This window comes from Sphaerochaeta sp. (assembly GCF_050178175.1).
Taxonomy (GTDB): Bacteria; Spirochaetota; Spirochaetia; order Sphaerochaetales; family Sphaerochaetaceae; genus Sphaerochaeta.
Genome location: NZ_JBFXGH010000062.1, coordinates 1 through 12,334 on the forward strand (window position 1 = coordinate 1; position 12,334 = coordinate 12,334).

Here is a 12,334-nt window from a genome sequence, read left to right on the forward strand (position 1 = left end):
TGTCAGCAGGATTGGAGGTGATGAATTCCTGATCTTACTCCCCCATACTGACGGCAATGAAGCAAATCAGATTATGACAAGGATTGAGGGACACCTGGAAAAAGATGGGATACGCGCAGGGAATCGCAGTATTGCTCTGGGAAGGGCAACCAAGACATCAATTGAGGAATCCATCCAAGAAACATTTGACCGGGCAGAGGATCAGATGTATCGTAGAAAAACACTTCGCAGGGCTGAAATCCAGAAACAACAACTCCAGGATCTTGTGGAGATGCTTTATAAGAAGGCTCCCGGTGAACGCATACATGCAACAAAAGTGCAGCAACATGCATCACACATAGCCTCTCTGCTACATCTCAATGATGAAGAAGCAAGCAAACTGCAACGTGCAGGGTTTTATCATGATATCGGGAAAGTTGTACTGGAACCAGAGGTAATTACCTCACATAACCGAACGGCATGGATGCAAGAACGTTACAGGGAACATGTCAGTGCAGGATATCGTATCCTTAATATGTTTGAGGAGACTGTAGATTTGGCACCCTTGATCCTGCATCACCATGAATGGTGGGATGGAAGCGGCTACCCGAAAGGATTACAGGGCACGGAAATTCCCTATTTTTCCAGGCTCTTGCGTTTTGCGGAAGTCTGGGAGCGGGAACATCTGGATCAAGCAACAAAGGAACAGATTGAGAAAACCCTCACAAAGCTCGCTGGAATCGAGGTTGATCCATACCTTGTTGAGCGAATACTCAGCGCCTTATAGCAACAAAACCACCAGCTCTGGGAGTGGTTCTGTACCAAAGATGAAGATCAATATCCCACTTTTTTCCCCCATCATACACCCGTATCCTCCCAGATTCTGCATCCAGGGCAACAATGGTAACCCAATGCCAAGAGTCAAGGTTCAGGACTTCCCCGTGGTGGAGATTTAGGAATGCCACTGGTTGATCAAGCAATAAGCTCTCCTGAATGAATTCCAAAACCATCGAAAAAGGAGGTCTCTCCTCTCTAGCTTTGGGGAGTGACAGACTCACCACTTTCCCATCAATGCGTTGCTCAGGTAGTGCAGAAATGAGCCCCTTGGTAAATTGACTGACCAAATGCACTCCCATCAAGGTTGGGGTCACATGATTCCAGAGCTGTTGCATCAAGATGACCATCTGCCTCTGGTCTGTAACTGCAGATACTCCTTGTCTTTTCCCAAGGTTGTACAACACGAGATGGCTTGCAGTGGTAGGACCACATCCTGCCCGTCTCTGCCAAGACTGTGGAAACCACTCCTGATCAGCTCCATAATACACTGTTTCATCCGTGCGGATATGCAGATACTCCGGATGCTTCAGAGACAGCAAAGATGCCTTCACAATGATCCCTCCTACCTGACAGTACCATATGGCCAATTAATGATTCCACCAAAATCATACACCGATGTGTATCCCTGTCTGACCAGGGATTTTGCTGCACTTGCACTACGAGATCCACTCCTGCAGTAAATAAGCAGTGTTTTGTCCCTGTCAGGGAGCAAGGAGAGATCTCCCGCTTCGATCAACTGCAAGGGGACATTGATGGCACCTTGGACATGTCCTTCAGCATACTCACTTGGGGTACGAACATCAACAGTGAGCATATCCTGCTTCTCCTGCATCATGGAGAAGGCAGTTTCAGCAGAAATCTTTTCATATGTGCCACTCTCTGGCTGTCTTGTTTTCCAAATTACTCCACCTACCAGGGCAAGGAGGATAAGGACTATAATTAATATCTTACTCATTTACTAGGTTCTCATATAACCAAGATGGCGGAAATGCATCGAAGCGTCAAGACTAAGCAAGGACCGGAAGGAATATTCCCTCCGGCCCCAATTGTTAGTCTCTGAGATTACTCTTCCAGAAGCTCGTCAAGATAGGAGAGCAATACCTCTGCCTTGATCAGATCCGCTTCAGCACTGGCCTTATCCAGTGCAAACTGTCGTTCCAGTTCCTCTGCCTGCTGTTTATATGCATCCTTGAGATTCTTCACCGGATAGGAGGCAAGGACATAGACCGTCCCATCAGGAGCATTGTAATACTCTTCAATGGTTACACCGCGCAAGGCGATACTCACTGTCTGTACACTGAGGTTCTGGAGAACTTCCAGCATCTGCTTGGTCCTCAAGACCTCCCCAGACTCCTCAACAAAGGTGACCAGTGCATTATCCACGCTGGTGGATGCCCATCGGCCGATCGCATCCATTGCAGCCGACTCGGCTCGCATCTTGCTCAGCTGCGGGGTGGATTGTTTTGCCGATCCTACTTCGTAATGCAAGGAGCGGCTACTCTTGGGAGGGTGCGTGGTCCAGTACGGTGATCCATCTGGATTGCTTTTCGGGGTATTCGCACACGAGGATACAAGCAGAATGCACACAAGGCTCACCAACATGATTCGTTTCATAGCAATGTTCCTTATTCCAGACTGGCGGCAAGACTCCAGTAGGTATCTGTTTCCTTGTCATAGTAACGTGCTATGATGGTAAACCCCTTGAGCAAGCCACGCTGAGCCTGGTAGAGCGAGCGCTCCATCAGCTCGTTCTTTGTGGTCACGTTCTCGACTGAATACGCATGTCCTGTTTTCAAATCGAGAAGATTCTGAGCAGCGGCAAAATCTGCCGCCTCCAATGAATCGTTGAGGAAGTAATGCCGTTTAGCAGACCCGACCCCAAAGCGATACCCATCCAACTTGGGGTAGAGTGCAAGCCAAGTAGGCTTGCCCTCCTTGTTGTACTCACTCTCGTATATACGGTCTTCCCCCTCCTCCTGCCTGTTCTTCACGATCACGACAGCACCGGCTTCAGGATCGAAGTAAACTTCCAGGATTTCAAGTCGGCTGATGGTTTCGGCCATGGCTGTATCATCAAAGAAGGCTGCTTCATCCTTTGCAAAGGACTGCAAACCCTTGTCTGAACGATAGGAAGTAACAAGCCTGCTATCCAGTGCAAGGGCCTGTTTGATATGTATGGATCTTGCAGCAGAAAGGATTGCCTCACTCACCATTCTCTCTTGGGTGGAATATGGACCAGAGAGTCCCACATACACATTGGAGGGATAGTAGCTCACATCCAGACGGGAGAGGGCATCATTCTCTGCCCTGGGGACACTGGTGGTGCAAGCTGAGACAAGCATCACCACCAATAAACTGATGGCCACTACATATCTGCGTACTGACAAACTCAGTTAGCTCCCTTCAACAATTCGGCGAACGCTTCTTTCATCTTGGTGTTGGCTGCCTCAGCTGCCTCACTCTCGACAAAAGCCTCTGCAACGGCTTCTGAGGCTGGTTCAAAGTTCTGCTCGATATTGGCAATGGGAATTGAGCAAAGTACCCATACCCCGTTTTCAGCATCGACCCAAACTTCTTCTGTACTCACACCTGAGAGGGTTGCCTCTGCTACCTGCTGGCTGATCACTTCCATTGCATCGAGAGCCTGGCGGTTGTCGCCGCTACCGGCATCATTGATGTAGGTTACCACCACTTCCTTGACCTGCGTACTGATCCAAGCGGCAATCTTGTTCTTTGCTTCAACAGTGGCACGCTTGATTGAGTTCTGCTTGTCACTCATTTTGCCGTATCCGGTCTCAAAGTGCATGTCCTGGGTTGAAACAGTCTTGTAGACCCAATCCGGCTGGGGAATACCCTCAGCACCGATGATGACGGGACGGGCAGGTTCGACAGGCTCGGCAACCTTGGCGGTGGCACAACCGGTCATGGCAAGTGCAAGTAATGCAAGTACCAGAATCGTTAACAACTTTTTCATATCATCCTCCAACTATGTTTCATCCCCAAGCGTTTCCAGCATCAGGGTAAAGAATCCATCAACCCCAGATGAACTTGCAGCTTTCAACGCCTTCGCAAGAGCATCCTTCTCAGACATGGCCGCCTCTCTGTCTGTCTTCTCATAGGAGACATGGACCTCCTGCTTGTTATCCTTCAGTTGAACAGCCAATGTATAGCGGGCGTAGGAATAAGGACTACCCTCCATCGTGATAGGCTCTACGGTGTACCAGACATCCAATATCGCACAAGGGTCCTGTGCTCCGGTAGCAAACCCTCTCTCCTGCAGACCCTGTTCAAAGGCTGCCTTGAGTACAGGAGAGTCATTTGCATTCCCAGAAACCTCTACCACAATGGAAATCTGCTGAGCCAATGCTGACAGGGCTCGATCAATCGGTGCCAACACTTGCATCTGTGGCTGCCTAAGCAACACCTGCAACTGGTTGTAGAGAGCTTGTTGTTGCTTTGCCAGCTCCCTAGACTCAAGAAGGAGCACATACTCTTTGAGCAGGGTGCCGGCAGTTGCTTTTCGCATATTCAATTGCGCAATGGAGCTGCTCAACTCCTCTATTTGTTTCTGATACAGTGAGGCAGTCCGCTCTCGGTGCAAAGCTACACGGGCATGGACCCTCCCCCGTTCATCGGTATACACATTGACCACTTCAGAGCCGATGATCTGGTCAGTCTCGCTGGTGACACTGCCAAAATCCATCATCTCAGAGGATTCAGTAAACGTCACATTCCCCAGTGTATCGGTTGCAGCAGTAGAGAGACTGCTGACTTCAGTAACTGAGTGAACCTGGGCATTGAAGACCTGGGAAAGGCTTGCAAGTGCTGCATCAACAGCCTTTTGTCGTGATGATCCAGAACCAACGGCACAGAGGTAGGTATCTTCATCATAGGTTTTGTCATAAGGGTGGTCGATCCAGGAGGGAACCTTGGGGGATCCCATTGAGGTACAGGAAATTCCCAGCACCAAAGAGAGCAACACAGGTACCACAAGATAGTTTCTCATGTGCACTCCTATAACTTGTACTTGCTTTGCTTGATGAGCTTCTTGATTGTCTCTTCTCCAACCCACACTTTCCTATTGGTCTCGATGTCAATCAATTCAGCTGAAACATAGTAGGTTCTCACCATCTGGCCGCCACTCTGGTCAAGATTGGTTCTCACCGATCCCTGCAACAGGTAATCTGCCCCAATTTCCTTTCCCAGTGCTTTGGCAGTTTCCTCGCTCGCAAAGAACTGTTGTTCCTCGCGCTCCTCTCTCACGGAAGCACGGAAGCTCTGGTCAGCTACCATATCGACCTTTCCTGAATTGACGAGAGCCATCTCATACCGTTTGGCAATAATCGAGGTATCGATATGCTCACTGCTACGGTTAAGGAACGTTCCTACGATGACCACTGGATTGTCCCCGGGATGGGCCATCTTGTACTGCGTGATCCATGGTGAGGACAGACTGGATTCAACCAGTGCCTCTGCCACAATACGAATATCGGTGTCGTTCCAATTCCCACTCAAGTCAATATCGGTATCAGCACTTATACGGCTGACTGACACAGGAGACTGACATGAGAGCAAGAGTGTAGATACCAGCACGACAAGGGAGCCATAGAGGGTTAGGCGTTTCATCACAAATCTCCTTCACATTCCGCTGCTGTATACGCAACAGTGTAACAGACTCATCATCACTTGGGTAGGAATCATTGGTATGAAAAATGATACATTCTACATTTTTTTAGCGATTCATTATTGCGCCAGGTATAAGCCAATGCTACATTGTGCCCATACAGGAAGAGGAAGGATGTAATGAGATACCGCAAAAGTGTAGCAAACGGGTTGTTTTTCGTCCTCCTTTTTGCGCTCATCATGTTGATGAGCGGGTGTACTTCCTTCATGGACATCTCAGCTACCCAGTCGCTTTACAAGGATGCCAAATACCAGGGAGCTTATGAGAGCCTCCTTCTGGAAGTCCCTTCCCTGCTCAAGAAACAGGGACCCCTCATTGTCAACTATGACCTCGGGATCCTCTCGCGCCTGGGTGAACACTATACGGATTCCAACAACTATCTCAGTGAAGCAGAGCGGCTCATCTGGGAAGCCTATACGGAGAGTGTTTCAGGCAATATTGCCTCATTTCTCGTCAATGACAACACAAAAGCCTACCAAGGTGAAGCGTATGAGGACATGTATCTCAATATATTCAAGGCCTTGAACTATATGCACCTCGGAGAAACCGAAGCTGCATTGGTGGAACTCAATCGAAGCATAGAGAAACAGACATTCCTCAAGCAAAAGTATGAGCAATATGAGCAGCAGATGACAGCATATGCGAGAGAGGAAGGATTGGAGGCACCGGCAGTCCAAACCCATGCAACAGCCTTCTCCACCAGTGCGCTCTCCAATTACCTGAGTGCTTCGGTGGCTCAGGCTCTAGGAGAAGAAAATTCCCTTCACTATGCCATCGACCAGGTACGGCATGCCTTCTCCTCCCAGCCCTCCCTCTACCCGTTCCCTCTCCCCTCGGTGGTGGAGCTCGAGGAAGACCCTTTTCCCCAAGACAAGGGGAGGCTCCAGCTGGTCTCCTTCAGTGGGCAATCCCCGTTGAAGGAAGAACGCGTAGAGAGGGTGTATGTTTCCTCATTCAATAGGGCAAAGATAGCCTACCCCGTACTTGTTGGGGGATCCTCGCAAGTACAGGCTGTCAGGGTCTCCATCGAGGGACAACCGATGATCCCACTCCAGAGGATTGAGTCGATCAGCAATATAGCCATCGATACCTTCAGGACGAAGAGTGAGCTGATTAAAATGAAAGCAATAACCCGTGCGATGGCCAAGGCGGTGGGAATTGCCCTTTATGACGAGTATGCAGCACAGGACAACAACGTAACAGCAGGAGAAGAGCTCCTTGGCATGATTTTCCATATCGCTCGAGATGCAACAGAGAGTGCTGACGTACGAAGTACCCACTTCCTCCCTTCCGAGGCCTGGGTGGGATATGTGGATCTACCTGAAGGGACCTACACCATCACCACCGAATTCCTCAATGCTTCAAGCCAGGTACTGTACCGCAGCCCGGGGAAAACTGTGCAAATCCTGGCAGGCTCCCTGCATGTATCAGAAGCATTCTGTCCTCTTTAGAAAAACACTCCTCCTGGTGAGAGGAAGAGTGTAATTGAACAAGCAATTGAGGATATCTACAACTCCTCCTCTTCGCTTTCCAAGAGATCCTCTTCGTCAAGATCATCATCCTTGGGCTTTCGTGCCATCTTCTTTGGCATTGTTTTCTCATCAAGGTCCCAATCATAGCTTGTTTCAATCTCTTTGGGCCTTCTGATTGTTTCCCGTGCATGCTTTCTCATAGTCAATTGCTCCTTTCTTAACGAAAAACCAATTGAGGTACAAACCATCCCTCACCTATTACCATCATACTAAGAAATGAAATCGTCAAGTCTGTTCAGCTCCTGAGAAAAGAAAATCCTTTATCTGGTTGAAGACCAACTCCTTCTCCCTCTCCATCAGAACCTCATGTCTCATTCCTTCATAGACAGTATAACTGAAGCGATGATACCCGATTCGCTTCAGTGATCGTTCGGTATCAGAGAGGCCTCGCTCCCCTCCCGGGATTGGATCATCCCCTCCTGTTATCGAGAGGATGGGAAGATCACTCTTGGTTGGGTGATAGGATGGCCAGTCATGAAGCCGTTGCAAGGCATCAAAGATGGTATAAATGGATTGCAGTTGGTATTTGAAGTTTTTCCGGTACGGGTCGTGCAGTCTCTCCTTGACCACCTCGGGATCGGAACAAACCCATTTCAGGCTGGCTGAAGTGGTAAGCTTGGTAGCAATCATACCATAACCATGAGGAGTGAGGAGCAACATCAAAAACCGGACAAATGCTTTCCCCAGTGCTATTCCCCTTACATAGCAAGGGGTACCTGTCATGATCAGGCCGGCAATCTCATGGTCATAGGAACCGAGGTAGAGCCTTGCAATCATGGAGCCAAACGAGTGACCAAGCAAGAAAAGCGGCAAACCAGGATAGAGATCCTTCAGGAAACGGGTGATGATATGTTGATCTTCCACCAGAACATCCACACTCGGCATATATCCCCTCACAAAGTGAGCATCAACTGAATCCCCATGTCCTCTCTGGTCACTCACCAGAACACAGTAGCCAGAGTCCTGAAGAAACAGAGCTACTTGCTCATAGCGACTCTTTACCTCAGCTGCACCATGGATGATCTGGACAATCCCCCTAGGAGAAGCCGGTCGGTACAGGACGCATGAGATGAAGAATCCATCAAATGAAGGTACAAGCGTTGGTTCCATGAGAACAGTATTATCCATGAGCATCATGAAAACAAGCGGGGAAGTGCGTTACGCGGTGGTTTGGGATGAGCTGTCCACCAATTCCAGGATGTAGTTGTACAGACTTGGGGGGACAGGATGGGTAAGGGCGAACCGCATCATCACCACTGGGAGGTGATCTCCTTTTCCATTGGTCTTTGAACTGGGTGCATTGCGGAGGAAGGAAAGAGGTCCAAGGTAGTAGAATGAACGCCCCTCATCATTGCTTTTCTGCACAAAGAGCAACACCTCCATCGGCCCCATTTCTCCCCGTATTGCCCGCGCTTCCCTAGAACCGAGATGTACATTGTTCCGGGTTTCCCATACAAACTGTTCACGGGAGAGAAACCGATCCCGGTAATCGATACCAGGATCAATGGCTTGAGAATCCTTGTGGTAGGTAACAAAGATCGGGCACTGGTGGTGCTCGTAATCAACCTTGTACCCATAGATGGTATTTGCCTCATCACGCTCCCAACCCAGAAGCCGACATACTTCCTGTCGAGTGTACTTCTGGTAGAGTACCAGGTCATGTGAGCCTCGACGCTCGGCAAAATCGTTGAGATATGAGTACTTGCTGACCTCCAGAAGATCCAATAGTTCGCTCTTATACTCCTCATTCTCCAATAATGCTGAAAAAGACGGGCTCTTTCTCATCCCAGTCTTCGTCAAGGTCACATAGGAGAGTGCCCCAAAAGTACCCTTGTGTTTTTCCTGGAAGAATTGGTTTGATAGAATCCTGATCGCCGATTCGATTGACTGGTCTGTCGGAACAAATCCATAGGATTCCTGGATCAGCTTGGGTATGGAGGGGTATGCAATCTCACCTTCATGCTCCAGTAGAATTATGATCATGCAAGTCTCCTGAATCCTCACTCCTCTTGCCAGTATCTTCCCAAGATAGTACAAGCTCTTCAGGTGCAAGTCGGTAAGTGTGTGTACGAAGTGCTTCTCCACCCTTTCCTTGAACTGAATATACGTCCTTGCATACTCCAGGATGACAACAGGTGAGAGAGAGCCCATCGTGATGAAATCAATGAGTTTGGGTGTTCTTCCCAGCCTCTGCTTGAGGCTTGCATACTCCTGCCCAAGCAAGGTCTTGTTCTTGAAGGAAACACGATTGATTGCCTCAAAGATCTTCCCCTTGGCCACTGCATCAAACTGTATGGTAGATGGACCGCTTAGGGCGGTAGAACCTTCACTTAATAGTCTTCTCAGCGTATCCTTGCGATAGGTCCTGTCCCCAAAGAGAGCCATGGGGATCAGGTAATTGTTGACATGGTTCCCAATAAAATCTATTACGGTTAGAAACTCTTTCCCTGGGTACTTTCTAAGTCCTCTTCCAAGTTGCTGGACAAAAATGATAGCCGACTCCGTTGGCCGTAGCATTACCACCTGATTCAGGGAAGGAATATCGACCCCTTCATTGAGAATATCCACCGTCACCAGATACTCCAGTGCATCCTTGCCACTCTCCATCTCCAATCGGAGAAAGGCCTCTTCCCTCGCTTCCTGTGGATCTGAACCAGAGAGGGCCAGCGCCTTTCTCCCCAGTTCAGACAAAGCCTGTGCCAGAAAAGCGGCATCCTTGTTCCGGCTGCAGAAAATCAGACCACGTACCCGCCTATTGCCGATACTGTAGCGGTTGAGCATCTGGTTGATATGCCTCACCTGCTCAACCTTCTCCAGACGGGCAAAATCCTTGTACTGGACCTCCTCATGACCTTGGATGGAGAATTCAGTTACCCCATAGTAATGAAAAGGACAGAGCATACCAGCATCCAGCGCTTGGTTGAGTTGAATCTCGCAGGCAACAGCATAGTCGAATCGCTGGAAGATGTCCTTGTCATCATTTCGGTATGGCGTTGCCGTCATTCCCAGCAGAAAGGCTGGCTGGAAATGGTTCAAGATTTTCTGGTATGATTCAGCTCCTGCATGATGCACTTCATCAATAACCAGATAATCAAACCAGGTTTTTGGGAATGTATACAGCACTTCGTCCTTTGACAGCGTCTGGACAGTTGCAAAAAGGTAGGGAGCGTCTGTTTCCTTTGTTTCCCCGCAGAGAAGCCCACACTCCAAGTCATCACCGAGATGTTCCTTGAACCGTGCAAGGGCCTCCTCAGCAATTTGCTGACGATGTACGATGAAGAGAAACCGCCTGGGGCGCTGGCGTTCCACATCCTTGATCAGGAGGATGGTCTTTCCTGTACCGGTCGCCGATATCAACAACGCCTTGTCCTTGCCTTGTTCCCTGAGCCGCTCAAGACCATCCAATGCCTGTACCTGCATGGCATTGAGCACCAGATGCTCTCTTTTTTCCGGCCTCTGGGCCATGGGAAGGGAGGGAAGCGGCAGCGGTTCAAATCGTTTATGGGTATGGAGAGCAGCATACACTTCACGATAGTGAGCAATCCATGCAGGGCTGACCTCTGCAGCTTGGTCCCAAGCCTCTTGAAACGTTTCCTGGGTCTCTTGGACCAGACTACCGGAACCTGAGCTAACCAAAAACAAGTTCCACTCCTGATTGGTGGCAAGCGCCTCATGGGTCAGGTTTGAACTCCCTACCACCAAGGTTGCATAATCTTCCTCGCGTGTGAAGAGATAACCCTTGGTGTGAAATGCCTTTTCCGTATATACCCTGAGCTCTATGGATGGGAAGTGTTCAAGCAAAAAAGCAAGCGCATCAGGATCGGTGAAGGTAAGGTAGTCAGAGGTGAGAATTTTCCCTTTCACTCCCCTCCTCTGTGCCTCGTAGAGTGGCTGCAAAAGCATGGCCAACCCACCTTTGGTAATGAATGCCACGCTGAAGGAAAATGAAGTACAGGTAGCAAGCTCTCGCTCGAGTGTCTCCATTACTTTCGTCCTTGGAGGGTCATTGAGCACCAGATGAGGACGCAGATTCATTGCAGAGGGAATGCGTGCATCAAAAAAGCTTGTCTCAAGGCTTGCCAGCAGCCGCTCATCCTGCACACTTGTCATGCTAGTAATTGCTCTACTTTCTGTACGATGGGGATATCTGCCGCAGCCCATTCAATCTGCCATAACTCATGTTTCTTAAGCCAACGGCTTGCCTGATGTTCATGCAACTGGATGGAACCTTCTTGAATATGTCCTACATAGGCGTGCATGATGATGAAAAAGCCTGGATATTGGTGCTCCACCCTCAGCAGGTAGTTTTCTATTTCAATAGTGACCCCAAGCTCCTCCTGAATCTCTCTCACGAGCGCTTCCCGCCCAGTCTCCCCTACTTCCAATTTCCCTCCAGGAAACTCCCACATGCCTCCAAGTGGTCCAAGGTTTTTCCGTTGGGCAGCGAATACCCGGTTATCATCAATCAAGACGAGTGCGGCTACTTCAATCTGTTTCATGGGATCATCCTAACAGCAGCGTGCGCTCTTGACCAGGGGAAAATGCACTTTCGGCAGAGGCTTTTTACCCATTGCACGAATGTTCTCTTACAAATGTGCAAAAAATGTTCAATTGCATTGACTCCTCGATTGACATTCAGCCTTGGCCATGCTAGCCTGCAGTTGCTTTGATTTTTTGCGTTGCAGCTAGTCCCTTACCCTCTCTATGTTCGTGTTCTTCATTTGAATTCCATCAGCAGACAGGTTAAACGTTCGAAACTGCGCCAAAATGAGCAAATACTTTTTTGAGACAGGCTAAAGGCCTGTAAAGGATGCTTTGAATGGCAAAGAAAATTTATGTTGGTAACATGAGTTACAACACCAGCGAAGAGGAACTTCGTGACCTGTTCGCCCAGTATGGCACGGTATTGAGTGCAAACATCATCATTGACCGTGAGACCCGTCGCCCCAAGGGCTTTGGTTTCGTAGAGATGGAAGACGATTCTGCTGCAGTTGCTGCTATCAGCCAGCTTGACGGCCAGGATTTCGGCGGCCGCAACCTTCGTGTAAACGAAGCTATTGCAAAGCCACGTCCGAGCTACAACCGTTACTAAGCTATTGCTTTGTGATAATCAGGAACCCTTCGGGGTTCCTTTTTTTGTTCTCATGTAAGTAATTACAAAATTATTATTCAAAAAAATCAAAATTCTTGTCCAAAAACCTTGATTCTATTAATAGAAACATGTATGCTCCTATCACAAGGAGTAACCGATGGAACCAGGACGATTCGGCCCCTATGGAGGCAAGTACATACCAGAGACCCT

Annotated in this window: 14 protein-coding genes; 3 read left to right on the top strand and 11 right to left on the bottom strand. The window is 48.9% G+C overall.

What is annotated here, in order from left to right; genetic code table 11:
- Positions 1-766 (top strand): HD-GYP domain-containing protein (locus AB7S66_RS07945; RefSeq protein WP_428518909.1); only part of this gene is annotated, 766 nt, incomplete at its 5' end.
- On the opposite strand, the gene AB7S66_RS07950 is transcribed toward AB7S66_RS07945, so the two are convergent.
- The 7 genes from AB7S66_RS07950 to AB7S66_RS07980 form a co-directional block, all read right to left on the bottom strand.
- Positions 753-1,367 (bottom strand): hypothetical protein, encoded by a 615-nt coding sequence (locus tag AB7S66_RS07950; RefSeq protein ID WP_428518910.1) that lies wholly within the window; start codon positions 1,365-1,367, stop codon positions 753-755. The two genes, AB7S66_RS07945 and AB7S66_RS07950, sit on opposite strands and share 14 nt — an antisense overlap.
- Positions 1,368-1,378: 11 nt before the next feature.
- Complete coding sequence (locus AB7S66_RS07955) at positions 1,379-1,771, bottom strand: rhodanese-like domain-containing protein (protein WP_428518911.1); 393 nt, start codon at positions 1,769-1,771, stop codon at positions 1,379-1,381.
- Between the two features lie 107 nt (positions 1,772-1,878).
- On the bottom strand, positions 1,879-2,430 hold the full coding sequence (locus tag AB7S66_RS07960) for a hypothetical protein (protein ID WP_428518912.1): 552 nt from the start codon (positions 2,428-2,430) through the stop codon (positions 1,879-1,881).
- A gap of 11 nt (positions 2,431-2,441) precedes the next feature.
- A complete protein-coding gene (locus tag AB7S66_RS07965; protein ID WP_428518913.1) occupies positions 2,442-3,203 on the bottom strand; it encodes a hypothetical protein in 762 nt (253 codons plus the stop codon).
- A 2-nt stretch (positions 3,204-3,205) separates the two neighbouring features.
- Complete coding sequence (locus tag AB7S66_RS07970; protein ID WP_428518914.1) at positions 3,206-3,790, bottom strand: hypothetical protein; 585 nt, start codon at positions 3,788-3,790, stop codon at positions 3,206-3,208.
- Positions 3,791-3,802: 12 nt separating this feature from the next.
- Positions 3,803-4,822, bottom strand: a complete 1,020-nt coding sequence (locus tag AB7S66_RS07975) for an LPP20 family lipoprotein (RefSeq protein ID WP_428518915.1) — start codon at positions 4,820-4,822, stop codon at positions 3,803-3,805.
- An 8-nt stretch (positions 4,823-4,830) separates the two neighbouring features.
- Positions 4,831-5,442: a penicillin-binding protein activator LpoB gene (locus AB7S66_RS07980; RefSeq protein WP_428518916.1), complete on the bottom strand. Its 612-nt coding sequence runs from the start codon at positions 5,440-5,442 to the stop codon at positions 4,831-4,833.
- A 177-nt stretch (positions 5,443-5,619) separates the two neighbouring features.
- Between AB7S66_RS07980 and AB7S66_RS07985 the strand changes: the two genes are divergently transcribed.
- Positions 5,620-6,951 carry a hypothetical protein gene (locus AB7S66_RS07985; RefSeq protein WP_428518917.1) on the top strand — a complete coding sequence of 444 codons (1,332 nt, stop codon included), beginning with the start codon at positions 5,620-5,622 and terminating at the stop codon, positions 6,949-6,951.
- A gap of 56 nt (positions 6,952-7,007) precedes the next feature.
- Here the strand turns inward: AB7S66_RS07985 and AB7S66_RS07990 are convergent, their stop codons facing one another.
- The 4 genes from AB7S66_RS07990 to AB7S66_RS08005 form a co-directional block, all read right to left on the bottom strand.
- Positions 7,008-7,172 (bottom strand): hypothetical protein, encoded by a 165-nt coding sequence (locus AB7S66_RS07990; RefSeq protein WP_428518918.1) that lies wholly within the window; start codon positions 7,170-7,172, stop codon positions 7,008-7,010.
- 85 nt (positions 7,173-7,257) lie between these two features.
- Positions 7,258-8,142, bottom strand: a complete 885-nt coding sequence (locus AB7S66_RS07995) for an alpha/beta fold hydrolase (RefSeq protein WP_428518919.1) — start codon at positions 8,140-8,142, stop codon at positions 7,258-7,260.
- Positions 8,143-8,190: 48 nt separating this feature from the next.
- Positions 8,191-11,142: a DUF3427 domain-containing protein gene (locus tag AB7S66_RS08000; RefSeq protein WP_428518920.1), complete on the bottom strand. Its 2,952-nt coding sequence runs from the start codon at positions 11,140-11,142 to the stop codon at positions 8,191-8,193.
- Complete coding sequence (locus AB7S66_RS08005) at positions 11,139-11,531, bottom strand: (deoxy)nucleoside triphosphate pyrophosphohydrolase (RefSeq protein ID WP_428518921.1); 393 nt, start codon at positions 11,529-11,531, stop codon at positions 11,139-11,141. The genes AB7S66_RS08000 and AB7S66_RS08005 overlap by 4 nt, the downstream gene beginning before the upstream one ends.
- A 320-nt stretch (positions 11,532-11,851) precedes the next feature.
- Here AB7S66_RS08005 and AB7S66_RS08010 point away from each other — a divergent pair, with 320 nt between their 5' ends.
- A complete protein-coding gene (locus AB7S66_RS08010) occupies positions 11,852-12,124 on the top strand; it encodes an RNA recognition motif domain-containing protein (protein ID WP_117330168.1) in 273 nt (90 codons plus the stop codon).
- Positions 12,125-12,334 lie beyond the last annotated feature (210 nt).

Bases quoted from the DNA above. Each gene is read 5' to 3' on its own strand.
- AB7S66_RS08000 (WP_428518920.1), bottom strand. From the start codon at position 11,142: ATGACAAGTGTGCAGGATGAGCGGCTGCTGGCAAGCCTTGAGACAAGC.
- AB7S66_RS07955 (WP_428518911.1), bottom strand. From the start codon at position 1,771: ATGAGTAAGATATTAATTATAGTCCTTATCCTCCTTGCCCTGGTAGGT.
- AB7S66_RS08010 (WP_117330168.1), top strand. From the start codon at position 11,852: ATGGCAAAGAAAATTTATGTTGGTAACATGAGTTACAACACCAGCGAA.
- AB7S66_RS07970 (WP_428518914.1), bottom strand. From the start codon at position 3,790: ATGAAAAAGTTGTTAACGATTCTGGTACTTGCATTACTTGCACTTGCC.
- AB7S66_RS07995 (WP_428518919.1), bottom strand. From the start codon at position 8,142: ATGGAACCAACGCTTGTACCTTCATTTGATGGATTCTTCATCTCATGC.
- AB7S66_RS07975 (WP_428518915.1), bottom strand. From the start codon at position 4,822: ATGAGAAACTATCTTGTGGTACCTGTGTTGCTCTCTTTGGTGCTGGGA.
- AB7S66_RS08005 (WP_428518921.1), bottom strand. From the start codon at position 11,531: ATGAAACAGATTGAAGTAGCCGCACTCGTCTTGATTGATGATAACCGG.
- AB7S66_RS07990 (WP_428518918.1), bottom strand. From the start codon at position 7,172: ATGAGAAAGCATGCACGGGAAACAATCAGAAGGCCCAAAGAGATTGAA.
- AB7S66_RS07985 (WP_428518917.1), top strand. From the start codon at position 5,620: ATGAGATACCGCAAAAGTGTAGCAAACGGGTTGTTTTTCGTCCTCCTT.
- AB7S66_RS07960 (WP_428518912.1), bottom strand. From the start codon at position 2,430: ATGAAACGAATCATGTTGGTGAGCCTTGTGTGCATTCTGCTTGTATCC.
- AB7S66_RS07980 (WP_428518916.1), bottom strand. From the start codon at position 5,442: ATGAAACGCCTAACCCTCTATGGCTCCCTTGTCGTGCTGGTATCTACA.